Here is a 21,760-nt window from a genome sequence, read left to right as displayed (position 1 = left end):
TCAGGAAATTTGGCTATGTCTTTGGTTAAGATCGGTGGAGATACGTTTCATCATTGGGCCGTCCAGCCGGCACTTCAGCAGACACAGGGCCAGCACCAGATGGAAAATTGCCGGTATTACGGTTTGCAGCAGGGTGATGCCCTGAATAGACGCGGCAGTTTGATTTTCCAGGCCTGGACGGTACGCGACCAGAATCAGCAACAGGCTGATAATGCCGCCGGATGAGGCCCAGGAGAGCTTGATAAAAAAGAGGTTAAAGGCGAAGTTCATACCGGAGGAACGCACGCCATTCTTCCATTCACCGTAATCATCGGCGAAGGCCATAATCGAGAAGTGCAGCGGCAGGGTGAAACCAAGCACAACGTTGTTGATCAGGATACAGACCAGCCATAGTGTCTGATGCTGCGGGCCGGTGGGCAGGAACCACATCGCCACGCCGAAAATAACCAGCACCAGGTTAGTGCGGAAGTACAGCGTAACCATGTCGACGCGGCGTGAAAGCGGGTTGACGATCACCGCGCCAATAATCGCAGCCACGGTGACGATGGCAAAAAACAGCGACATAAAGCCGGCGCTGCCCTGCAGCGCGTAGGAGATAAAGTACATGTAGCCGCCGCCGCGAATGCACAGAATATTCACCAGCAGGAAGGACATTACCAGCATCAGCAGTAATTGGTCGTTCTTACGCAGCCCTTGCAGATGCTGGCGCAGGGTGAATTTTCCGGCCAGCGACAGCGGAACCCGCTCTTTGACCCAGAAAAAGCAAAGTAAAAACATGATCATACCAACGGCGCACAGCACGGCCACGCCGTACTGGTAGCCTTTAGCCAGATTGCCCTGGCCAAAAAGCTCGACCATCCATGGCAGCCCGACGGAGACCAGGAAGCCGGCGATACCGCTTAAGACAAAGCGCCAGGACTGGCAGGACATTACCTGATCGTGACGGTTGGTCATGGCGTTTATCAGGGCGCAGTAGGGGACGTTATTGGCGGTATAGCCAATAGAGAGCAAAAAATAGGTCCCGAACGCCCAGGCAATTTTCATGTTTGGGCTCATGTCTGGCACGGTAAACGTCAGGATGCCGATAACCGCAAGCGGCACGGCAGTCCAGAGCTGCCACGGGCGAAAGCGGCCCCAGCGGCTGCGGGTTCTGTCAGCAATAACGCCCATAACCGGGTCTGATACCGCATCAAAAATTCTCAGGGTAAAGAACATTGCCCCGACGATGGCCGGGCTGAGGCCGAACACATCGGTGTAGAAAAAAAGCAGGAAGCCGCTGATTAAGTCAGAGATGCAGTGTCCACCGGCATCTCCCAGCCCATAGCCTATTTTTTCGCGGGTGGAGAGCGTTTCGCCCGCATCAACCATCTGCACATTCGTGTCCAGATTATCGACTGTAGCCATAACCAATCCTTATTTGCTAAGCAGAGTGTGAGGGTACACAGGTCATTACGATCTGTTTTTATGTTTTTAGTAAACTTCATACGCTGCCGAGCATAGATCTAATCTTCTCTTTTCGTACATTTTTGACTTTTGTGCTTGTGATATTGATCTTTATTTTTACTATAAATTATTTTTAATGCCGATCTTGATCACGTTTATCCGTGAAGGATGCCGGGATTTTTTGCGTTATTCGCTAAGCTGAGCATCATTTTTACGAGAAAAGGTCGAATTAAATGCATTTAGGAATGGATATCGGTGGGACCAAAGTTGAGACTGTCGTGCTGGATGACAAGGGAAAACTGGTCTGGCAGCAGCGCATTGCGACACCGAAAGCCAGTATTGAGCAGTTCTTACAGGGTATCATTGGAGAAGTCCATGCCGCGCAGGATTGGGCAGGCGAAAAGCTAAGCCTGGGATTCGGTTTGCCCGGCGCGATTGACACCGCTACTTGTTTAGTAAAAAATTCAAATATTCAGGTGGTCAATGGGCATCCGCTGCATGATATCCTTAGCGACTATTTTTCCCAGCCGGTGGCTGTCGCAAACGATGCTAACTGTTTCGCGCTGTCGGAAGCGATAGATGGCTGCGGCGCCGGTCATGAAGTGGTGTTTGGGGCGATACTTGGTACCGGATGCGGCGGCGGTGTGGTGGTGCATCAGCGTTTGCTGACCGGGCCGAATGCCTGCAGCGGTGAATGGGGGCATAATCCTTTGCCGCACTATTCCCCGGAACACGATGGGCCTTCGCACTTGTGCTATTGCGGTCAGCATAACTGCGTAGAATCGTTTATCTCTGGCAGCGGGCTGGCCCGACAGTTTCGCTTACATAATGAAGGACGCGGAACCGCTGAAGAACTGGTGTTGAAGATGCGTGAAGGACACCCTCAAGCGCTGGCGCTGTGGCGGCAATTCCGTAATCAGCTGGCGCGCGCCTTCGCAAACGTCGTGAATACGCTCGATCCGGATGTGATAGTGATAGGTGGGGGACTGTCGGGCGTCGATGAGCTGTATAGCGATTTATCGGCTGAAATGGCAAAGTACATATTCGGTGGACGCTGCGTGACGCCGGTTCTGCCGGCAAAGCATGGCGACAGCAGCGGCGTACGCGGCGCAGCTTGGGCTGGAGAGCAGGCGCTGCAGGGATAATCAGCGTAAACCCCGTAAAACAGGTGAAAACGAACGGAATGGTAAAAAAGACCAGAATTAAAGATATTGCGGCGGCCTGCGGCGTGTCGATTGCCGCAGTATCAAGAGCGCTAAAAGGGCAGCCGGGGCTTAGCGAGGAGACTCGTCAGCGGATCCTGTCGATAGCGGAAGCCGAAGGCTATGATTTTAGCCGCTTGCGCAACGGTCGCATCAAGCGGCTGCTGTTTTTAATGCACAGGGAACACAATATTGCCAGCGCTCTGCCGTTCTATTCGACCGTCATGCTTGGCGTTGCTGACGCTTGTAGAGAAAATGAAATTGCCATGAGCTTCCAGCCCATTGGTCCGGGAGATTCAGTTGGCGAGTTGATTAATCTCCATCAGCCTGACGCGCTGATCTGCGCGGGTTATCTTGAAGCAGAGATACTGGCGGAGTTGAAAAAAACGGCGCTCCCCGTTGCCCTGGTTGATTTGTGGGCGGCGGATTTTCCCTGTGCCAATCCTGACAACTATCACGGCGGATTTATCGCCACCCGGCACCTGCTTGAACAGGGAAGAAAGCGTATTGCCTTACTCGGCCATTCGCAGCACCATTACAGCATCCGTCAGCGTACTGAAGGCTATCTGCAGGCGCTGTTTGATGCCGGAATTTCTCTGGCCGAGGAGTATCGAGTCGAAGTCCCCCCGGTCAAGGAGATAGAAAAACCGCTGGTAGAAGGCATGGAGAAACTGCTGGCGCTACCGCAGCCGCCGGATGCTATCTTTGCTTATAACGATATGGCGGCGCTGGTGGCGATGAGAGTTTGCGCGCGGAAGGGCATCAAGGTGCCGGATGAGATTGCGATCGTCGGTTTCGATGATATTGAAGCTGCTGCATGGGCCTGGCCGCCGTTAACCACGGTGGCCATTGATAAGCGTGAGCTTGGCCGCGATGCGTTCCGTCTTTTACTCAGCGATGAGGGTGACAGAAACCTGTTGTTGCCGGTGCGGTTAGTGGTTCGTGAGAGTTCATTGCGGTTGCGTCCGCAGGCATAATCCGGCAAAGTCTGCGCCATCGTGTGAAAGGGGCAATCATCGTGAAGCGACTCATTATCGGTATCTCTGGCGCCAGCGGCGCAATTTACGGCGTACGCCTGCTCCAGGTTTTGCGCGAGGTGTCTGATGTCGAAACCCATCTTATTTTAAGCCAGGCCGCCCGTCAGACGCTGGCGCTGGAGACGGACTTCTCCCTGCGCGAGGTGCAGGCGTTGGCCGACGTAGTGCACGATGCCCGTGATATCGCCGCCAGTATCTCTTCCGGCTCTTTTAAAACCGCCGGGATGGTGATTTTGCCATGTTCAATGAAAACGCTTTCCGGCATTGTTCATAGCTATACCGATGGGCTGCTGACCAGAGCGGCGGACGTGGTGCTTAAAGAGCGTCGCCCGCTGGTGCTGTGCGTTCGGGAAACGCCGTTCCACCTCGGTCATCTGCGTCTGCTGGTCCAGGCGGCGGAAATGGGCGCAGTGATTATGCCGCCGGTTCCGGCGTTCTATCATCGTCCTGAAAGCCTTGACGATGTGATCAATCAAACGGTCAATCGCGTTATCGATCAGTTTAATATCTCTCTTCCTGCAGACCTCTTTACCCGCTGGCAGGGCGCGTAGGGCGCACTAACATAGTGCGCTTTCTTCACCTCTGCGCTCCTGCAGTGCAATTTTGTCGCCTCGATCAAATCCTCAACATTTAATTTGTTTTTTTGCGCTACGGCGCTGCGGTTTATCCATTATTGCTGGTATCTTCCCTTTCAAGACAAACTTGCAACCTTTATTTAACAAATTTAACGCCGTTTCCAGCACGCACTGAGAGAATGGCATAAAACGTGCAAGATTTGTCGGCAGCACCAATAACAAGACAACGCACGACATAACAACATCACGACACTTAAGGGTAACCTATGAAGAAGACGGTCCTGGCTTTCTCTTTAATGATGGGCATTTGCAGCGCTTCCAGCGCCTTCGCCGCGCTGCCGCAGAGTATTCGCATTGGCACCGATGCCACCTACGCGCCTTTTTCTTCTAAGGATGCGAAAGGGGATTTCGTGGGTTTTGACATTGATTTGGGTAATGAGCTCTGTTCGCGCATCAAAGTAAAATGTACCTGGGTTGGCAGCGATTTCGACTCCCTGATCCCATCGCTGAAGGCGAAGAAAATCGACGCCATCATCTCTTCGTTATCGATCACCGAAAAACGCCAGCAGGAAATCGCGTTCTCTGACAAGCTCTACGCGGCGGACTCTCGCCTGATTGCCGCCAAAGGCTCACCGATTCAACCGACGCTGGAATCTCTGAAAGGCAAGCACGTCGGCGTTCTGCAGGGCTCCACCCAGGAGGCCTACGGCAATGAACGCTGGCGCAGCCACGGGGTAGATGTCGTGGCTTATCAGAATCAGGACTTAATCTACTCAGACCTCGCTGCGGGCCGCCTGGATGCCGCCTTGCAGGATGAGGTCGCCGCCAGCGAAGGCTTCCTCAAGCAACCAGCCGGTAAAGATTTTGCCTTTGCCGGACCTTCTGTTAAAGACAAAAAATTCTTCGGAGATGGCACCGGTATTGGCCTGCGTAAGGACGATAGCGAACTGAAGGCCGCTTTTGATAAAGCCCTGGCTGAGCTTCGCAAAGACGGCACCTACGACAAAATGGCGAAGAAATACTTCGACTTCAACGTTTACGGTGATTAAGTCGCCCGCTGGCCCGGATTCCGGGCCACGAGTATCTATTTCTGTCTGATATTGGTGCAACGGCGCTTTAAGCGGATCAATTTGGTGAAGGAAATTGCGCACTCTATGTTAAAAAGTGCATAGTTAAGCGTTTCCGATGCGAAAAAATTTGCTTTCCGGCGCAGAATGCTTTGCCTTACCGGGGCGAATAATGGCACGATAACTGCCGTAAGTACTTCTAATAAATCCATTAGAATGACAGTCTGTTGAGGATAGTTATGAAAAAACTGGCGTTGTCTCTCTCCTTAGCGCTGGCCCTTTCCAGCGTTTCCACCGTATTCGCAGCAATTCCGCAAAAAGTCCGCATTGGCACCGATCCTACTTATGCCCCGTTCGAATCAAAGAATGCACAGGGTGAATTGGTTGGTTTTGACATCGATCTGGCAAAAGAGCTGTGTAAGCGCATCAATACGCAATGTACCTTCATTGAGAACCCGCTGGACGCGCTGATCCCTTCTTTAAAAGCGAAGAAGATCGACGCCATTATGTCTTCGCTTTCGATCACCGAAAAACGCCAGCAGGAAATTGCCTTCACCGACAAACTTTACGCGGCTGATTCTCGCCTGGTCGTCAAAAAAGGCAGCGATATCACGCCAGACCTTGCGAAGCTGAAAGGTAAGCGCATTGGCGTTCTGCAGGGCACCACACAAGAAACCTATGGCAATGAACACTGGGCGCCGAAAGGTATTGAAATCGTTTCCTATCAGGGTCAGGACAATATCTATTCCGATTTGACCGCCGGACGTATTGACGCGGCGTTCCAGGATGAAGTTGCCGCCAGCGAAGGCTTCCTCAAACAGCCTATCGGCAAAGATTATCAGTTCGGCGGCCCGTCGATTAAAGACGAGAAGCTGTTTGGCGTCGGCACCGGAATGGGGCTGCGCAAAGAGGATAATGAGCTGCGTGAAGCATTAAATAAAGCCTTTGCCGAGATGCGCCAGGACGGCACCTACGACAAGCTGGCGAAGAAATATTTCGATTTTAACGTGTACGGCGACTAACCATCCCGCGTACCCCATCGCGCGTGACTTAGCGCGCGATGGTTGATGACAGACAGGGCAGACAGCATGCTGTACGGTTTTTCTCAGGTTATTTTTCAGGGCGCGCTGGTCACCCTTGAGCTGGCGTTAAGCTCGGTCGTTCTGGCGGTGCTTATCGGCCTGGCAGGCGCGGGGGCGAAGCTTTCCAGTAATCGTCCGCTGGCGCTGATTTTTGAAGGCTATACCACCTTAATTCGCGGCGTACCCGATCTGGTGCTGATGCTGCTGATTTTCTACGGGTTGCAGATCGCGCTCAACGCACTGACCGATGCGCTTGGCCTCGCGCAGTTTGATATCGACCCCATGGTCGCGGGGATTATCACTCTGGGCTTTATTTACGGCGCTTACTTCACCGAAACCTTTCGCGGCGCCTTCCTGGCGGTACCGAAGGGACATATTGAAGCGGCAACGGCCTTCGGCTTCAGCGGCGGGCAGACCTTTCGCCGCATTCTGTTTCCGGCAATGATGCGCTATGCGCTGCCCGGAATTGGCAATAACTGGCAGGTGATCCTCAAAGCGACTGCACTGGTCTCATTGCTGGGGCTGGAGGATGTGGTTAAGGCAACTCAGCTGGCGGGTAAAAGCACCTGGGAGCCTTTCTACTTCGCTATCGTCTGCGGCCTGATTTATCTGGTGTTTACCACGGTTTCCAATGGTGTGCTGCTGATGCTCGAACGCCGTTATTCTGTTGGCGTGAAGAGGGCTGACCTGTGATTGATATTATTCAGGAGTACTGGAAATCTCTGCTGTGGACCGACGGCTATCGCTTCACCGGCGTAGCGATTACGCTCTGGCTGCTGATCTCTTCAGTCGTGATGGGCGGCATACTCGCGGTTTTTCTTGCCATAGGCCGGGTATCGAGCAACAAATTTATCCAGTTCCCAATCTGGCTTTTCACCTATATCTTTCGCGGTACCCCGCTGTATGTGCAGCTGCTGGTGTTCTATTCCGGTATGTACACGCTGGAGATCGTCAAAGGTACAGAACTGCTGAACGCCTTCTTTCGTAGCGGTCTGAACTGTACGGTGCTGGCGTTGACGCTGAATACCTGCGCTTATACCACGGAGATTTTTGCCGGAGCGATTCGTTCAGTGCCGGCGGGAGAGATCGAAGCCGCCCGCGCGTACGGTTTTTCTGCGGTCAAAATGTATCGCTGCATTATTTTGCCTTCCGCGCTGCGTATTGCTCTGCCTGCCTACAGCAACGAAGTGATCCTGATGCTGCATTCCACCGCGCTGGCCTTTACCGCCACGGTGCCGGATCTGCTGAAAATTGCCCGTGATATCAACTCGGCAACCTACCAGCCGTTTACCGCTTTTGGCATTGCCGCAGTTCTGTATTTAATTATCTCCTATGTGCTGATTAGCTTATTCCGCAGGGCGGAAAAGCGCTGGCTGCAGCATATCAAACCTTCTTCGACGCATTGAGAACGCCATGTCCGACAATAAATTAAATGTAATCGATCTGCATAAACGTTACGGCGAACACGAGGTGCTGAAAGGCGTTTCGCTGCGGGCGAAAGCCGGGGACGTGATCAGTATTATTGGCTCATCCGGTTCCGGTAAAAGCACCTTTCTGCGCTGCATTAACTTTCTTGAAAAGCCCAGCGAAGGGACGATTGTGGTTAACGGGCAGAACATTGGTCTGGTTCGTGATAAAGACGGTCAGCTCAAGGTGTCGGATAAGAACCAACTGCGTCTGCTGCGGACTCGCCTGACGATGGTGTTCCAGCATTTCAATCTCTGGAGCCATATGACGGTGCTGGAAAACGTGATGGAAGCGCCGATTCAGGTTCTGGGCCTGAGCAAACAGGAAGCGCGCGAGCGGGCGGTGAAATATCTGGCGAAGGTGGGGATTGACGAACGCCAGCAGATTAAATATCCGGTGCATCTCTCCGGCGGCCAGCAGCAGCGCGTGTCCATCGCCCGCGCGCTGGCGATGGAACCCGATGTGCTGCTGTTTGATGAACCGACGTCGGCGCTTGATCCTGAACTGGTGGGCGAAGTGTTGCGCATTATGCAGCAGCTGGCGGAAGAGGGGAAAACCATGGTCGTGGTCACCCATGAGATGGGTTTTGCGCGCCACGTCTCCTCTCACGTAATCTTCCTGCATCAGGGCAAGATAGAAGAAGAGGGGCACCCTGACGAAGTCTTCGGTAATCCGAAAAGCCAGCGCCTGCAGCAGTTCCTGAAAGGCTCTTTAAAGTAATTCCTGTCCTGCCCCCGGCGGAATACTCTCCGTCGGGGCGGCTAACGCTCCAGCCGATATACCCAGTCGTCGTAATCAATTCCGTTCAGGCGATAGGCTTTTTCGAGCACCTGAATGCGGATAAAACCGTGTTTTTCCAGCAGACGAGAGGAACCAGCGTTACTGCCCAGCACCCAGGCATTGATGGCGTGAACGCCGAGCTGCTGAAAACCGTAGTCGCAAATCGCTTTTAGCGCTTCGCTGGCGTACCCTTTCCCCTGAGCTTCGGGCAGGAGTGCGTATCCGACATCCGCTTCGTGCGGGTTTTTACTGCTGATGCGCAGCCCGATATCGCCAATTGCCGCGCCGCTGGCATCACGTAAAACGAATACGCCAGGGTCTGCGCAGCGGGACTCAAACAGCGTCCGCAGCGCCGGCTCCTCAAGAAGCTCTCCCATATAGCGCATCACTTCTGGATCTCGCCGTAAGCGCAGAAAAAAAGGCCAGTCGGATGCGTTAAACCCAGAGAGACGCAGGCGCGGAGTGGTGAGTGTTATCATAAAGCAGTCCATACAAGTGGATTCTTCCGCCACCTTAACACCATAAAGCCGCGGAATGTTTATGCCTTTAAGCAACCGTCGGTGAAGCCTGGCGCTGACTTTCCAGCCCGCTAAGATAGTGCAACACGGTTTTGCTCTCCCGCGTAGCCCTCAGCTGCAGCGCCAGATTGAGATCGTCCAGCACCTCGGCGTGGGCGACCAGCGCTGAGTCTTCAGCAAGTCGTCCCTCCGTTACCAGCCAGCCAACGATGGTTTTCCAGCGCCATAGCGGCGAATTGCCTTTAACGCGCTGCACCGGTCCCGGAAACTGGCCCGAGCCTCGCGCGCCATCTTTCAATAAGGCGACGGCCTGTCGCGTCAGGCCGGTGAGTTCGGCAATATCGCTTAATCCTACCAGCGCGGAATCGACGGATTCGACTCGCGCATTCAGAGCCGGAGCGGATTCGATATCAGCAATGGCTGACAGAATAGCCTGCTCAAGAGAGTCTCTTTCGCGATCGAACTCCAGATAGACCGCCGTTCCGTAAAAACAGACCAGGGCGTCAGCGCAGCCTGCGGCATGCAGTGCATCTTCCAGACCCACGGTACGAGAAGTTACGCCGGAGAGGGTGAGCGTAAAATTATACAGCGCCATTGTTTAATCCTTCTTGTGGTTAAGCTGACCCGAGGCAGGCGGCTGGCAGCGGTCGACCATTCTGATAATTTGCCTGGCGTGGTTAATGGGTACCGCAGGCGTTGACCAGATGCTCATCATATGTTCCCGGTGCCGGGCCGTCCCACACATCAACCTGCCAAAACAGTGAACGCTTTTGCCGCCAGTGATAAAAATCCAGCCCCGTGCCAGCGAGTAGTCAATAGCTGCTCTGATATGTTTATCCGGATGTTCCTTCATCAATTCATCCTGGTAATGTTGAATAAGTTGTTGACGAATGTCAACGGTGTGGTGGTGTTAAATTACACACAGGGGTTATGGCAGAGTGAAAGACATATCACTGGAATAAGATTCACAGTTAAGGCGACAGAGGAATGGTGATTTTTGCGCGCTGCGAGGCGGGTTCAACAAATTAATTAATCAGGGAGAGCGATACTCTCCCTGAGAGACCTGGACTACCGCAGCACGTCGGCCAGCGCCTCTTCCAGATCGTACCAACGAAAGCCAAATCCGGCCGCTTCCAGGCGTTTAGGCAGCGCGCGCTGGCCGCCGAGTACCAGAACGGAAGATTCTCCCATCAGCAGACGAATAGCCGCCGCCGGGACGCGGAAAATCGCCGGACGGTTTAGCGCATGGCCCAGCGCATGAGCGAACTGCTCGTTACGAACCGGGTAAGGGGAAACCATATTAAACGGCCCGCGCAGGTCGTTATCAAGCAGCCACAGTATACCGTTGACCATATCGTCGATGTGGATCCAGGCCAGATACTGTCTGCCGCTGCCGATAGGGCCGCCGAGGCCAAGCTTAAAGGCGGGCGCCATTTTGGCCAGAATGCCGCCTCGCGGCGCCAGCACCACCCCGGTACGCAGCAGGCATACGCGGGTGCGATCGCTCTGCGCTTCGCAGGCAATCTGCTCCCAGCGGGCGCAAAGCTTGTGGGTAAACTCATTATGCGGCGGCTCTTCTTCGGTGACGACAACTTCGCCGAGATCGCCATAATAGCCGGCGGCTGAACCGCTAATCAGCACCGCGGGCGGCGCGTCGCTGGCGTTGATTAGGGTGACCAGCTTTTGGGTGATATCCCAACGGCTGTGGCAGAGGCGCTGCTTCTGCTCCGCCGTCCAGCGTTTATCGGCGATAGGTTCGCCTGCCAGATTGATGACGGCATCAAAACCGTTAAGATTCACCTGATGCTCAAAATCGCGCCACAGAGTGACGCGAGAATCGAGGCGGTTTTTCGCCTTTTCAGGGCTGCGGGTTGAAACCGTTACGCGATGCCCCAGCTCCAGCAGCCGGGGTATCAGATGCCGGCCAATCAGGCCGGTACCGCCAGTAAGCAGAACGTTCATAGCGCCTCCCGAAGATGCATCTAGCGCCGCCAGCTCATCGTCATGGAGACGGAATCGGCGTAGCGCAGTGCATGCAGTTTGTCGATCTCTACTTCAGCATATGTGACCCAGTGATGTTCGCGTGCGATGTCGAGCACATCCTGAGTTAATTTTTCCAGTAGAGAAAAGCGGTTATTTTCGATATGACTAATAATGCGCTTAGTAATGGTGCGGTAGTTCAGCGCATCGTTAATATCTTCGCTGTTGCGTGATTTCTCCGCCGGATAGTGGATAGCGACGTTGACCACCACATCCTGGCGGTTGGCGATCTCTTCCTCTTTAATTCCGATAAAAGTACGCAGGCGCAGGTTCTTAATTCGAATAATGGCGTCTGGTTGAGACATTGCAGGCTTCCTCCGGGTAGTAATTTCCGCCATCATACATCAAAGCTTCCCGGCCGAGCAGGGGGTTACCAGGCTTCTGTTTTCAGAAGCGCCTCAACGGTCGCCGGGCGATGACGAATGCGTTCAAACCAGTTGTGAACCGCCGGAAAACTGGCGAGGTCGATGCGCTGGCGCTGATGGGCATTCACCCACGGCCAGCAGGCGATATCGGCGATACTGTAGTGGTTGCCGCCCAGCCAGGGGCTCTCGCCAAGGCGCCGGTTGAGCACGCCGTACAGCCGCTGAGTTTCTACCTGATAGCGCTCGATGGCATAGGGTACCGCCTGCGGGGCGCAGTGGTTAAAGTGGTGGTTTTGCCCGAGCATCGGCCCTAAACCGCCGACCTGCCAGAATAACCACTGGAGCGTAGCGTGGCGCTCGCGGAGCTCACCGCTCAGTAACTTGCCGCTTTTTTCTGCAAGGTAGAGCAGGATTGCTCCGGACTCAAACAGGTTTAACGGGCCACCGCCGTCGGCGGGTTCATGGTCAACGATCGCCGGGATCTTGTTATTTGGCGAAATCGCAAGGTAGGAGGGTTGGAACTGCTCCCCTTTGCCGATATCCACCCGGATGAGACGATAGGCCAACTGAGCTTCTTCGAGGAAGAGCGTGATTTTGTGGCCATTGGGAGTGGGTGCGTAGTAAAGATCGATCATGAAAATCCCTCGCCGTTACGGGTCGCAAACTTTTCGAGTATAGGTGAACTGACGTTATCCGGCAGGCTAACCGAATCCGGGATGATTTTTGCCAGGCAAGTTCACCGCAATTAAGTATGTAAGATCCTCAAGGCGACGGTCAGTGACATCTTCTGAAAGACAGGCTATGTTGGCTTATCGCCCCATTACATTAGCCATTGAGGATGCTATGAGCCAGTCCGCGATTACCCTGTGGTCCGACGCCGATTTTTTCTCGCCCTATGTGATGTCCGTGTACGTTGCCCTGCAGGAAAAGAGCCTGCCTTTTACTCTAAAAACCGTCGATCTCGACAGCGGCGAGCATCTGCAAAGCGGCTGGAAAGGCTACAGCGTGACGCGGCGCGTACCGCTGCTGGAGGTCGGTGAGTTCTTCCTGAGCGAATCCTCCGCGATTACCGAATATCTCGATGAACGCTTCGCGCCTCCGGAGTGGGAGAGGCTGTATCCGCATGACCTGCAAAAGCGCGCGCGGGCGCGTCAGGTGCAGGCCTGGCTGCGTAGCGATTTAATGCCGATTCGTGAAGAACGCTCGACGGCCGTGGTTTTTGCCGGAGAAAAGAAACCGCCGCTCAGCGAAGCCGGGAAAAAAAGCGCCGGCAAGCTGTTTGAAACGGCTGGCGTTCTGCTATCCCATGGCGGGCAGAATTTATTTGGCGAATGGTCTATAGCCGATACCGACCTTGCGCTGATGCTCAATCGTCTGGTTCTGAACGGCGATGAGGTTCCGACAGCGCTGGCTGATTACGCCACCTTCCAGTGGCAGCGAGCGTCAGTCCAGCGCTACGTCGCACTCTCAGCCAAACGAGCGGGCTGATAAGCGTCAGCGGTTCCGTTATCATAGCGGCATCGTAATGCGTGGAGATGAATTGTATGAAGCTGATGTTTGCCTCGGATATCCATGGCTCTCTACCTGCAGCCGAACGCGTGCTTGAGCTGTTCGCGCGAAGCGGGGCGCAGTGGCTGGTTATTCTCGGTGATGTGCTGAATCACGGACCGCGTAACGCGCTTCCTGAAGGTTATGCCCCGGCCCAGGTCGCAGAGGCGTTAAACCGCGTAGCGGAGCGGGTGATTGCCGTTCGCGGCAACTGCGACAGCGAAGTCGATCAGATGCTGCTCCATTTCCCCATAACCGCCCCCTGGCAGCAGGTTTTGAGCGAGCGAACCCGCCTGTTTCTCACTCACGGACATCTGTACAGCCCCGATAATTTGCCTCCACTCGCCGCTGGCGATGTGCTGGCTTACGGCCATACTCATATTCCGGTAGCCGAGAAACGCGGCGAGATTTTTCTCTTCAATCCCGGCTCGGTCAGCATCCCTAAAGGGGGATTTACCGCCAGCTACGGTCTTCTGAACGAGGGGCGATTGCAGGTTTTAGCACTCGATGATCATCAGGTTATTGCAGAGGTCGCAATTTACCCGTAATTTACCCCTCAATCGTATAGACGCGCCGCGAGAGCGCTTTAAAAAGTAAGGTTTCCTGATGGCGGAACAGAATCATTTGGCAAGCACAGAATGGGTCGATATTGTTAATGAAAACAACGAGGTGATAGCACAATCCAGCCGCGAACAAATGCGCGCGGAGTGTCTGCGTCATCGCGCGACCTACATTGTTGTTCATGATGGGATGGGCAAAATCCTGGTGCAGCGTCGTACCGAAACGAAAGATTTCCAGCCGGGCATGCTGGACGCCACCGCCGGTGGCGTAGTGCAGGCTGATGAGCAAATGCTGGAGTCCGCGCGCCGCGAGGCGGAAGAAGAGCTCGGCATTGCCGGCGTGCCCTTCGCTGACCACGGGCAGTTCTACTACGAAGATAAGCACTGCCGCGTCTGGGGCGGTCTGTTTAGCTGCGTATCGCACGGACCGTTCGCGCTGCAAGAAGAAGAAGTGAGCGAAGTGTGCTGGCTGACGCCGGAAGAGATCACCGCCCGCTGCGATGAATTCACTCCGGATTCATTAAAAGCGCTGGCGCTGTGGATGACCCGCAATGCCAACAATGAGCCAACAAAAGCCGAAAAACAGGAAGAGGCGGAATAGCCTTTAGCAGCTATCCCGCATGCATAAACTGGACGCGATGGGTTTCCTGTCGCTCCAGTTTCCCTCATTAAAACGCTCCAGAAGGGCTCGCCCGGCTTCTATACCAATCTTGTGGTGCGGCACAGCCATGGTCGTTAACGGCGGCTGGCACACCCGACTCACGTCACTGTCGCCAAAGCCGACGACGGCTAAATCATCAGGCACCTTGATACGCCGACGCTGGCACTCATACAGCGCCCCGCATGCCAGCTCATCGGAAACGCAGACCAGCGCATCGAGTTCTGGCCATGCCAGCAAAAACTCCGGCAGCTGCGAAGCGCCGGTGGAAAAGTTGGCCGGTAGCGCAGCGTTAATCACCCGGTTAGGCGACATATGATGGCGCAGCATGGCCTTGTACCACCCCTGCAAATGCTGCTGAAAAATCCACTGTTCCTGATTGGCGCACAGTAGACCGATATTCTGATAGCCGCGGTGAATGAGCATCTCCGTCAGCTCGAACATCGCCGCTACGTTATCAATGCCGATATTCATGTCGATAGGATCGGCGCGCATCGCCCCCATTTCCACCACCGGAATCGAGGCGTTTTGCAGCCAGTGGCGTACGGTATCGCTATGTTCAACGCTAAGCAGAATGGCGGCGGCGATATTCGAAGCCAGCAGCGTTTCCAGCAACTTTTCTTCCTGCTCAAGACGGTGCTGCGATTCCGCGAGCATGATTTGATAACCCGCCGGCTGTAGTACCTGCTGAAGCCCGGCAAACATCGCTGAGCAGCCCGCCTCCGCCAGATTGGGGACCACCATCGCGATAGTTCTTGAAGAGGCTGATGCCAGGGCGCTGGCGGCGAGGTTAGGCATATACCCGAGTTCTTGCACCGCCGCTTCGATTTTTTCACGGAGTTTATCGGAAACTTGTTCCGGCGTGCGAAGCGCGCGGGATACGGTCATGGTTCCCACACCTGCCAGCTGAGCAACATCGGCGATCGTCACTTTACCGGTACTACGCCGTTTTCGGGTTAGAGACATACATATTCCTGCTAAACAGACGTTTTTTATTTTCATCCATTACTTCACGTGTCAGGGAGTATACGCCTTAACCGGGGCTTTTTGCTGCGTTTTCACAGGATGATTGTGAATTGATAGCGCTATCACAAATCTGAATGTTCCTTTTTGGTAGCGCTATCTTTGTGATCGTTCTCGCAGATAACTCTTCCATGCTTGCATAAAGTTTGCCCATCTTTTGCTAAAAGACGGGGGATAAAATGCTCAACACATGGCTCTCTGATGCCACCATTGCGCTGCGGCAGAACGTAGACAGCTGGCCCCAGGCGCTGGATATCTGCGCCCGGCCGCTGCTCGAGGCCGGCGTTATCGAACCTGCTTACGTGAAGGCGATCGTGGAGCAGCATCGTAGGCTGGGGCCGTATTACGTGCTGGCGCCGGGACTGGCGATGCCGCATGCGCGGCCAGAGGAGGGGGCAAAGGGCTTAGGACTATCGCTGTTGAAACTGGAACAGGGCGTATCGTTTGGCTCTGAGGAGTTCGACCCGGTTGATATTATCATTATGCTTGCGGCACCGGATAAACATAGCCATCTCGAAATGATCGCGGCTCTGGCGGAATTATTTTCCAGCGATGAAGATATGCATCAATTACATCAGGCAACCGGCCTTGAGGAGATTAAAAAAATCATCGCACGCTTCTGAGTTAATTTAAACATCCGACTTATCGGACATTACGCGCCTGCGTGATGCGGACCTACTCTACCCAAAAAAGGTGATAACAATGAAAATTATGGCAATTTGCGGTTCTGGCCTGGGCAGCAGTTTTATGGTTGAAATGAATATTAAAAAAGTGCTTAAAAAGCTCGAAATCGAGGCCGAGGTAGAGCACTCCGATCTGTCGTCGGCAACTCCTGGCGCGGCGGATCTGTTTGTGATGGCGAAAGATATTGCTGCCAGCGCCAGCGTACCGGAAAGCCAGCTGGTGGTGATTACTAACATCATCGATATTAATGAACTCGAAGCGCAGCTGCGCGCGTGGTTCGCCAGACAATAACTATTTATAGCGAGGTGGATATGTTTATCCTTGAAACGCTGAATTTTGTTGTTGATATTCTTAAAGTCCCTTCAGTACTGGTCGGTTTAATTGCGTTAATTGGTCTGGTGGCGCAAAAAAAATCTTTCTCCGACGTCGTGAAGGGAACAATTAAAACTATTCTGGGCTTTATCGTTCTCGGCGGTGGCGCGACGGTATTAGTCGGCTCGCTGAATCCATTAGGGGGGATGTTTGAACACGCATTTAATATTCAGGGAATTATCCCTAATAATGAGGCGATAGTTTCTATTGCGCTGGAAAAATATGGTGCTTCAACCGCGCTGATTATGGCGTTTGGGATGGTGGCAAATATTGTGGTCGCCCGGTTTACGCGCCTGAAGTACATTTTTCTCACCGGGCACCACACCTTCTATATGGCCTGCATGATTGGCGTGATTCTCACCGTGGCGGGTTTTGAGGGGGTCGGGCTGGTATTTACCGGTTCGCTGATCCTTGGCCTGGTCATGGCATTCTTCCCGGCGTTGGCCCAGCGCTATATGAAGCGTATTACCGGAACCGATGACATTGCTTTCGGCCACTTCGGCACTCTGGGCTACGTACTGTCGGGGTGGATCGGTAGCGTTTGCGGTAAAGGCTCGCGTTCAACAGAAGAGATGAACCTGCCGAAAAACCTGAGCTTCCTGCGCGACAGCTCCATCTCTATTTCGCTGACCATGATGATCATCTATCTGATTATGGCGGTGAGCGCAGGGCGTGAATACGTTGAAAGCACCTTCAGCGGCGGCCAGAACTACCTGGTCTACGCCATCATTATGGCGATCACCTTTGCTGCCGGGGTGTTCATCATCCTGCAAGGGGTACGCCTGATTCTGGCGGAAATCGTACCGGCTTTTACCGGGTTTTCGGAAAAGCTGGTGCCGAATGCCCGTCCGGCGCTGGACTGTCCGGTTGTTTATCCCTATGCGCCCAATGCGGTACTGATTGGCTTCCTGTTTAGCTTCCTCGGCGGGCTGGTCGGGCTGTTCCTCTGCGGGCAATTTAAGTGGGTGTTGATTCTGCCCGGCGTGGTGCCGCATTTCTTTACCGGCGCGACCGCTGGCGTGTTTGGCAACGCGACCGGCGGGCGGCGCGGGGCAATGATCGGCGCGTTTGCCAACGGTCTGCTGATCACCTTCCTGCCGGTGCTGCTCCTGCCTGTACTGGGGGCGATTGGTTTTGCCAACACCACTTTCTCGGATGCTGATTTCGGCGTCGTCGGCATTGTGCTGGGTAACCTGGCCCGCTATCTGTCGCCGTTTGCGATAACTGGCCTGGTTGTGGCGTTGTTCGTACTGCTGGTGGCGTACAACGTTTTTGCGAAAAAGAAATCTGTGGGCCGCGGCGCGCAGGAGAACAGCGGAGCGAAATCATGAATGTGCAAGAAGTGACTAAACTGGCGCGAGACATTCGCGTCGCAACCCTTAAATCGCTGACGGATCTCGGTTTCGGCCACTACGGCGGCAGTATGTCGGTCGTGGAAACGCTGGCGGTACTGTACGGCGCGGTGATGAAAATTGATCCCGCCGATCCGGACTGGCCCGAGCGCGACTACTTTGTGTTATCGAAGGGCCATGCCGGCCCGGCGCTGTACAGTACGCTGGCGATAAAGGGATATTTCCCGATGGAGGAACTAAGCACGCTGAACCAGAACGGTACGCGGCTGCCAAGCCATCCGGATCGGCTAAAAACGCGCGGCGTAGACGCCACAACGGGGTCGCTGGGGCAGGGGATTTCCATCGCTGGCGGGATGGCGCTGTCGCATAAGCTGGCGGGACGGACGAATCGTGTGTTCTGTATCGTTGGCGACGGGGAACTGAATGAAGGCCAGTGCTGGGAAGCATTCCAGTTTATCGCCCATCATCGCCTGAATAACCTGACCGTGTTTGTTGACTGGAACAAGCTACAGCTTGACGGCAGGCTGGATGAGATCATTCGCGCTTTTAATCTCGAAGATAAATTCCGCGCCTTTGGTTTTGATGTCGTGACCGTTAAAGGCGATGACGTTCCCGGACTGCTGGCTGCGGTACAGCCCGTTCCGCCCGTCGATGCGCGACCGCGGGTAGTCATTCTCGATAGCGTGAAAGGCCAGGGCGTGCCGTATCTCGAAAATCTCAGCAACAACCACCATTTGCGCCTGACGGGCGAAATGAAAGAGACGCTAAACGAGGCGATTCGCCAACTGGAGGCCGAACATGATTAAGCTTGCACCAGCAGGGCAAAAAGATGCCGTAGAGATGCGTAAGGTTTATGCCGGGTTCGTCGCAGAGCAGATTGCAGACAAGGGCCCAATTATCGCGCTGGAAGCGGATTTGATGAGTTCCATGGCGATGGACGGCGTCGCGCGGGAGCATCCGCAGCACGTCATCAACTGCGGCATCATGGAAGCCAACGTGATAGGCACTGCCGCCGGGCTATCGTTGACCGGACGCAAGCCGTTTGTGCACACCTTTACCGCTTTTGCCAGCCGCCGCTGTTTCGACCAGCTGTTTATGTCGCTCGATTATCAGCGGAATAACGTCAAAGTAATTGCTTCCGATGCGGGGGTGACCGCCTGCCATAACGGCGGAACCCATATGTCGTTTGAAGATATGGGGATTGTGCGCGGCCTGGCGCATTCGGTCGTGCTGGAAGTGACCGATGCGGTGATGTTCGATGAGATTCTGCGTCAGCTTATCGATCTCGACGGCTTCTACTGGGTTCGCACCATTCGCAAACAGGCGCCGAGCGTGTACGCGGCGGGTTCAACGTTCACCATTGGCAAAGGGAATGTGCTGCGCGAAGGTGAAGATATCACGCTGATTGCCAATGGGATTATGGTGGCGGAAGCGCTGGAGGCGGCGCGCCAGCTTGAGCAGGAAGGCGTTAGCGCGGCGGTGATTGATATGTTTACCCTGAAGCCCATTGACCGCATGCTGGTGAAAAATTACGCCGAAAAAACCGGGCGCATCGTGACCTGCGAAAACCACAGTATTCACAATGGACTGGGATCGGCGGTGGCGGAGGTGCTGGTGGAAACCTGTCCGGTACCGATGCGGCGCGTAGGAGTGAAAGAGCGCTACGGTCAGGTGGGAACGCAGGAGTTCTTGCAGAAGGAGTATGGCCTGACGGCGCATGATATTGTCTCAGCGGCGCGCGAGCTGCTGTAAATAAAAAAGGCGACCATCCGGTCGCCTTTTTTCATGCAGCGGGCAGATTATGCTTGCTGCTGGGACGACTGAATAGCGGTCAGGGCGATGGTATAGACGATATCGTCAACCAGCGCGCCGCGGGACAGGTCGTTCACCGGCTTACGCATGCCTTGCAGCATCGGCCCGATGGAGATCAGATCGGCGGAACGCTGTACGGCTTTGTAAGTGGTGTTACCGGTGTTCAGATCCGGGAAGATGAACACGGTAGCGCGTCCGGCAACCGGGGAGTTCGGCGCTTTGGATTTCGCAACGTCAGCCATTACCGCAGCATCATACTGCAGCGGGCCGTCGATCATCAGGTCAGGACGTTTTTCCTGCGCCAGACGAGTTGCTTCGCGAACTTTCTCTACATCGCTGCCTGCGCCTGAAGTGCCGGTGGAGTAGGAGAGCATGGCCACGCGCGGCTCGATGCCAAAGGCAATTGCGGATTCAGCAGACTGAATGGCGATTTCAGCCAGCTGCTCAGCGGTCGGATCCGGGTTGATCGCGCAGTCGCCGTAAACGTAAACCTGTTCCGGCAGCAGCATGAAGAATACGGAGGAGACCAGAGAGCTGCCAGGGGCCGTTTTGATCAGCTGCAGTGGCGGACGGATGGTGTTGGCGGTGGTGTGAACCGCGCCGGAGACCAGGCCGTCAACTTCGTCTTGCTCCAGCATCAGGGTGCCAAGAACCACGTTGTCTTCCAGCTGCTCGCGAGCAACCGCTTCGGTCATACCCTTGCTCTTACGCAGCTCGACCAGGCGAGCTACGTAGCTTTCGCGAACCACTTCCGGATCGACGATTTCAATCCCGGCGCCCAGCTCTACGCCCTGAGACGCGGCAACGCGGGTGATTTCTTCCGGGTTGCCCAGCAGGACGCAGGTGGCGATACCGCGCTCGGCGCAGATAGCGGCGGCTTTAACGGTACGCGGTTCGTTACCTTCCGGCAGAACAACGCGCTTGCCTGCTTTACGCGCCAGCTCGGTGAGCTGATAGCGGAAGGCTGGCGGAGAGAGGCGACGGCTACGCTCGGAAGTCGCGGTGAGCGACTCGATCCAGTCAGCGTTAATGTAGTTAGCCACGTATTCCTGAACTTTCTCGATGCGCTCGTGATCGTCAACCGGAACTTCCAGGTTGAAGCTCTGCAGGCTCAGGGAGGTCTGCCAGGTATTGGTGTTGACCATAAATACCGGCAGGCCGGTCGCGAATGCGCGTTCGCACAGCTTGCTGATGCGCTCGTCCATTTCGTAGCCGCCGGTCAGCAGGATGGCACCGATTTCCACGCCGTTCATCGCGGCCAGGCAGGCGGCGACCAGAACGTCGGGACGGTCTGCGGAAGTGACCAGCAGCGATCCTGCGCGGAAGTGCTCCAGCATGTGTGGAATGCTGCGTGCGCAGAAGGTCACGGACTTCACGCGGCGGGTATTAATGTCGCCTTCGTTGATGATGGTGGCGTTCAGGTGACGCGCCATATCGATCGCGCGGGTGGCGATCAGATCGAAGCTCCACGGCACCGCGCCCAGAACCGGTAACGGGCTACCGTTCTGCAGCTGAGCCGGATCAATCTTCACGACTTTCGCTTTGGAAGAGTCGTCGAAGATTTCTGACAGGTCAGGGCGAGTACGGCCCTGTTCGTCAACTGGCGCATTCAGCTTGTTGACGATTACGCCGGTAATGCTGGTGTTTTTCGCGCCGCCGAAGCTGCTGCGAGTCAGCTCAACGCGTTCTTTCAGCTGTTCCGGAGTATCGGTACCCTGGGACATGACGAAGACGATTTCAGCGTTCAGCGTTTTGGCGATTTCGTAGTTCAGCGACTGGGCAAACTGATGTTTGCGGGTCGGGACCAGACCTTCAACCAGCACCACTTCAGCATCCTGAGCGTTGGCGTGGTAGTTGGCGATGATCTCTTCCATCAGCACGTCTTTCTGGTTGCTGGAGAGCAGCGACTCAACGTGGCTCATCTTCAACGGTTCTGCGGCCGGAAGGTCGGAGTTCGCGCGAATGATGGTCGTCGTCTGGTCTGGCGCATCGCCACCGGCGCGCGGTTGAGCGATTGGTTTAAAGACGCTCAGGCGCACGCCTTTACGTTCCATAGCACGGACAACACCGAGGCTGACGCTGGTCAGGCCTACGCTGGTTCCGGTAGGGATCAGCATAATTGTACGGGACACGATATATCCTCTTTCGTTACCGCCAGTATCGGGCGGGATACAA

General features: G+C 54.9%; 25 protein-coding genes. 16 read left to right on the top strand and 9 right to left on the bottom strand.

Annotated features, from left to right (window positions below; genetic code table 11):
* A complete protein-coding gene (locus KO1_RS08570; protein ID WP_004104132.1) occupies positions 1-1,404 on the bottom strand; it encodes an MFS transporter in 1,404 nt (467 codons plus the stop codon).
* 272 nt (positions 1,405-1,676) lie between these two features.
* On the opposite strand from KO1_RS08570, the gene KO1_RS08565 reads away from it, so the two are divergent.
* From KO1_RS08565 to hisP, 8 genes are all read left to right on the top strand, one after another.
* Entirely contained in the window at positions 1,677-2,588 is a 912-nt protein-coding gene (locus KO1_RS08565; protein ID WP_016808383.1) for an ROK family protein, read from the top strand.
* Between the two features lie 38 nt (positions 2,589-2,626).
* Positions 2,627-3,622: a LacI family DNA-binding transcriptional regulator gene (locus KO1_RS08560; protein ID WP_004104128.1), complete on the top strand. Its 996-nt coding sequence runs from the start codon at positions 2,627-2,629 to the stop codon at positions 3,620-3,622.
* Positions 3,623-3,663: 41 nt separating this feature from the next.
* Positions 3,664-4,233, top strand: a complete 570-nt coding sequence (locus tag KO1_RS08555; RefSeq protein WP_024274523.1) for a UbiX family flavin prenyltransferase — start codon at positions 3,664-3,666, stop codon at positions 4,231-4,233.
* A 290-nt stretch (positions 4,234-4,523) separates the two neighbouring features.
* Positions 4,524-5,306 (top strand): lysine/arginine/ornithine ABC transporter substrate-binding protein ArgT, encoded by a 783-nt coding sequence (argT, locus tag KO1_RS08550; RefSeq protein WP_004104124.1) that lies wholly within the window; start codon positions 4,524-4,526, stop codon positions 5,304-5,306.
* A 257-nt stretch (positions 5,307-5,563) separates the two neighbouring features.
* Positions 5,564-6,346, top strand: a complete 783-nt coding sequence (gene hisJ, locus KO1_RS08545) for a histidine ABC transporter substrate-binding protein HisJ (RefSeq protein ID WP_023321376.1) — start codon at positions 5,564-5,566, stop codon at positions 6,344-6,346.
* Between the two features lie 66 nt (positions 6,347-6,412).
* Positions 6,413-7,099 carry a histidine ABC transporter permease HisQ gene (locus KO1_RS08540; RefSeq protein ID WP_004104120.1) on the top strand — a complete coding sequence of 229 codons (687 nt, stop codon included), beginning with the start codon at positions 6,413-6,415 and terminating at the stop codon, positions 7,097-7,099.
* Positions 7,096-7,812 (top strand): histidine ABC transporter permease HisM, encoded by a 717-nt coding sequence (hisM, locus tag KO1_RS08535; protein ID WP_004104118.1) that lies wholly within the window; start codon positions 7,096-7,098, stop codon positions 7,810-7,812. The genes KO1_RS08540 and hisM overlap by 4 nt, the downstream gene beginning before the upstream one ends.
* A 7-nt stretch (positions 7,813-7,819) precedes the next feature.
* Entirely contained in the window at positions 7,820-8,593 is a 774-nt protein-coding gene (gene hisP, locus KO1_RS08530; protein WP_004104116.1) for a histidine ABC transporter ATP-binding protein HisP, read from the top strand.
* A 41-nt stretch (positions 8,594-8,634) separates the two neighbouring features.
* Here the strand turns inward: hisP and KO1_RS08525 are convergent, their stop codons facing one another.
* The 6 genes from KO1_RS08525 to yfcG all read right to left on the bottom strand — a co-directional run bounded on the left by KO1_RS08525 (position 8,635) and on the right by yfcG (position 12,211).
* The gene (locus KO1_RS08525) at positions 8,635-9,132 is read right to left on the bottom strand and encodes a GNAT family N-acetyltransferase (protein ID WP_004104114.1); all 498 of its coding nucleotides are present in this window, start codon (positions 9,130-9,132) and stop codon (positions 8,635-8,637) included.
* A 67-nt stretch (positions 9,133-9,199) separates the two neighbouring features.
* Positions 9,200-9,766, bottom strand: a complete 567-nt coding sequence (locus tag KO1_RS08520; RefSeq protein ID WP_004104113.1) for a hypothetical protein — start codon at positions 9,764-9,766, stop codon at positions 9,200-9,202.
* Between the two features lie 3 nt (positions 9,767-9,769).
* Complete coding sequence (locus tag KO1_RS08515) at positions 9,770-10,024, bottom strand: hypothetical protein (protein WP_004104111.1); 255 nt, start codon at positions 10,022-10,024, stop codon at positions 9,770-9,772.
* A 215-nt stretch (positions 10,025-10,239) separates the two neighbouring features.
* Positions 10,240-11,133, bottom strand: coding sequence for a TIGR01777 family oxidoreductase (locus KO1_RS08510; protein ID WP_004104109.1), 894 nt, complete (start codon positions 11,131-11,133; stop codon positions 10,240-10,242).
* A gap of 20 nt (positions 11,134-11,153) precedes the next feature.
* Positions 11,154-11,516 carry a dihydroneopterin triphosphate 2'-epimerase gene (gene folX, locus KO1_RS08505; RefSeq protein WP_004104107.1) on the bottom strand — a complete coding sequence of 121 codons (363 nt, stop codon included), beginning with the start codon at positions 11,514-11,516 and terminating at the stop codon, positions 11,154-11,156.
* A gap of 65 nt (positions 11,517-11,581) precedes the next feature.
* On the bottom strand, positions 11,582-12,211 hold the full coding sequence (yfcG, locus tag KO1_RS08500; protein ID WP_004104106.1) for a GSH-dependent disulfide bond oxidoreductase: 630 nt from the start codon (positions 12,209-12,211) through the stop codon (positions 11,582-11,584).
* Positions 12,212-12,419: 208 nt separating this feature from the next.
* Between yfcG and yfcF the strand changes: the two genes are divergently transcribed.
* The 3 genes from yfcF to yfcD are packed head-to-tail and all read left to right on the top strand — an operon-like array spanning position 12,420 to position 14,285.
* Positions 12,420-13,064 carry a glutathione transferase gene (yfcF, locus tag KO1_RS08495; protein ID WP_004104105.1) on the top strand — a complete coding sequence of 215 codons (645 nt, stop codon included), beginning with the start codon at positions 12,420-12,422 and terminating at the stop codon, positions 13,062-13,064.
* Between the two features lie 56 nt (positions 13,065-13,120).
* Entirely contained in the window at positions 13,121-13,672 is a 552-nt protein-coding gene (gene yfcE / locus KO1_RS08490) for a phosphodiesterase (RefSeq protein WP_004104104.1), read from the top strand.
* A gap of 58 nt (positions 13,673-13,730) precedes the next feature.
* Positions 13,731-14,285 carry an NUDIX hydrolase YfcD gene (gene yfcD, locus KO1_RS08485; protein WP_004104103.1) on the top strand — a complete coding sequence of 185 codons (555 nt, stop codon included), beginning with the start codon at positions 13,731-13,733 and terminating at the stop codon, positions 14,283-14,285.
* 3 nt (positions 14,286-14,288) lie between these two features.
* On the opposite strand, the gene KO1_RS08480 is transcribed toward yfcD, so the two are convergent.
* Positions 14,289-15,308: a LacI family DNA-binding transcriptional regulator gene (locus tag KO1_RS08480; protein WP_004104102.1), complete on the bottom strand. Its 1,020-nt coding sequence runs from the start codon at positions 15,306-15,308 to the stop codon at positions 14,289-14,291.
* Between the two features lie 236 nt (positions 15,309-15,544).
* Here KO1_RS08480 and KO1_RS08475 point away from each other — a divergent pair, with 236 nt between their 5' ends.
* From KO1_RS08475 to KO1_RS08455, 5 genes are all read left to right on the top strand, one after another.
* Positions 15,545-15,988: a PTS sugar transporter subunit IIA gene (locus KO1_RS08475; protein ID WP_023321372.1), complete on the top strand. Its 444-nt coding sequence runs from the start codon at positions 15,545-15,547 to the stop codon at positions 15,986-15,988.
* A 79-nt stretch (positions 15,989-16,067) separates the two neighbouring features.
* Positions 16,068-16,340 (top strand): PTS sugar transporter subunit IIB, encoded by a 273-nt coding sequence (locus KO1_RS08470; RefSeq protein WP_004104098.1) that lies wholly within the window; start codon positions 16,068-16,070, stop codon positions 16,338-16,340.
* A 20-nt stretch (positions 16,341-16,360) separates the two neighbouring features.
* Entirely contained in the window at positions 16,361-17,752 is a 1,392-nt protein-coding gene (locus KO1_RS08465; RefSeq protein ID WP_004104096.1) for a PTS ascorbate transporter subunit IIC, read from the top strand.
* Complete coding sequence (locus KO1_RS08460) at positions 17,749-18,579, top strand: transketolase (protein ID WP_004114251.1); 831 nt, start codon at positions 17,749-17,751, stop codon at positions 18,577-18,579. The genes KO1_RS08465 and KO1_RS08460 overlap by 4 nt, the downstream gene beginning before the upstream one ends.
* Positions 18,572-19,525 carry a transketolase family protein gene (locus KO1_RS08455; protein ID WP_024274519.1) on the top strand — a complete coding sequence of 318 codons (954 nt, stop codon included), beginning with the start codon at positions 18,572-18,574 and terminating at the stop codon, positions 19,523-19,525. Before KO1_RS08460 ends, KO1_RS08455 begins: the two co-directional genes overlap by 8 nt.
* 47 nt (positions 19,526-19,572) lie before the next feature.
* Here KO1_RS08455 and pta read toward each other — a convergent pair whose 3' ends face one another.
* A complete protein-coding gene (pta, locus tag KO1_RS08450; protein ID WP_004114247.1) occupies positions 19,573-21,717 on the bottom strand; it encodes a phosphate acetyltransferase in 2,145 nt (714 codons plus the stop codon).
* Positions 21,718-21,760 lie beyond the last annotated feature (43 nt).

Source organism: Klebsiella oxytoca NBRC 105695, from assembly GCF_001598695.1.
Classification (GTDB): Bacteria; Pseudomonadota; Gammaproteobacteria; order Enterobacterales; family Enterobacteriaceae; genus Klebsiella; species Klebsiella oxytoca.
Note: the sequence above shows the minus strand (reverse complement) of the source record. Positions and strands in the feature narration are given on the sequence as shown.

Excerpts from the sequence above, each read along its gene's own strand:
- KO1_RS08570 (WP_004104132.1), bottom strand. The coding sequence starts at position 1,404 with ATGGCTACAGTCGATAATCTGGACACGAATGTGCAGATGGTTGATGCG.
- KO1_RS08565 (WP_016808383.1), top strand. The coding sequence starts at position 1,677 with ATGCATTTAGGAATGGATATCGGTGGGACCAAAGTTGAGACTGTCGTG.
- KO1_RS08560 (WP_004104128.1), top strand. The coding sequence starts at position 2,627 with ATGGTAAAAAAGACCAGAATTAAAGATATTGCGGCGGCCTGCGGCGTG.
- argT (WP_004104124.1), top strand. The coding sequence starts at position 4,524 with ATGAAGAAGACGGTCCTGGCTTTCTCTTTAATGATGGGCATTTGCAGC.
- hisJ (WP_023321376.1), top strand. The coding sequence starts at position 5,564 with ATGAAAAAACTGGCGTTGTCTCTCTCCTTAGCGCTGGCCCTTTCCAGC.
- KO1_RS08540 (WP_004104120.1), top strand. The coding sequence starts at position 6,413 with ATGCTGTACGGTTTTTCTCAGGTTATTTTTCAGGGCGCGCTGGTCACC.
- hisP (WP_004104116.1), top strand. The coding sequence starts at position 7,820 with ATGTCCGACAATAAATTAAATGTAATCGATCTGCATAAACGTTACGGC.
- KO1_RS08525 (WP_004104114.1), bottom strand. The coding sequence starts at position 9,132 with ATGATAACACTCACCACTCCGCGCCTGCGTCTCTCTGGGTTTAACGCA.
- KO1_RS08520 (WP_004104113.1), bottom strand. The coding sequence starts at position 9,766 with ATGGCGCTGTATAATTTTACGCTCACCCTCTCCGGCGTAACTTCTCGT.
- KO1_RS08515 (WP_004104111.1), bottom strand. The coding sequence starts at position 10,024 with ATGAAGGAACATCCGGATAAACATATCAGAGCAGCTATTGACTACTCG.
- KO1_RS08510 (WP_004104109.1), bottom strand. The coding sequence starts at position 11,133 with ATGAACGTTCTGCTTACTGGCGGTACCGGCCTGATTGGCCGGCATCTG.
- folX (WP_004104107.1), bottom strand. The coding sequence starts at position 11,516 with ATGTCTCAACCAGACGCCATTATTCGAATTAAGAACCTGCGCCTGCGT.
- yfcG (WP_004104106.1), bottom strand. The coding sequence starts at position 12,211 with ATGATCGATCTTTACTACGCACCCACTCCCAATGGCCACAAAATCACG.
- yfcF (WP_004104105.1), top strand. The coding sequence starts at position 12,420 with ATGAGCCAGTCCGCGATTACCCTGTGGTCCGACGCCGATTTTTTCTCG.
- yfcE (WP_004104104.1), top strand. The coding sequence starts at position 13,121 with ATGAAGCTGATGTTTGCCTCGGATATCCATGGCTCTCTACCTGCAGCC.
- yfcD (WP_004104103.1), top strand. The coding sequence starts at position 13,731 with ATGGCGGAACAGAATCATTTGGCAAGCACAGAATGGGTCGATATTGTT.
- KO1_RS08480 (WP_004104102.1), bottom strand. The coding sequence starts at position 15,308 with ATGTCTCTAACCCGAAAACGGCGTAGTACCGGTAAAGTGACGATCGCC.
- KO1_RS08475 (WP_023321372.1), top strand. The coding sequence starts at position 15,545 with ATGCTCAACACATGGCTCTCTGATGCCACCATTGCGCTGCGGCAGAAC.
- KO1_RS08470 (WP_004104098.1), top strand. The coding sequence starts at position 16,068 with ATGAAAATTATGGCAATTTGCGGTTCTGGCCTGGGCAGCAGTTTTATG.
- KO1_RS08465 (WP_004104096.1), top strand. The coding sequence starts at position 16,361 with ATGTTTATCCTTGAAACGCTGAATTTTGTTGTTGATATTCTTAAAGTC.
- KO1_RS08460 (WP_004114251.1), top strand. The coding sequence starts at position 17,749 with ATGAATGTGCAAGAAGTGACTAAACTGGCGCGAGACATTCGCGTCGCA.
- KO1_RS08455 (WP_024274519.1), top strand. The coding sequence starts at position 18,572 with ATGATTAAGCTTGCACCAGCAGGGCAAAAAGATGCCGTAGAGATGCGT.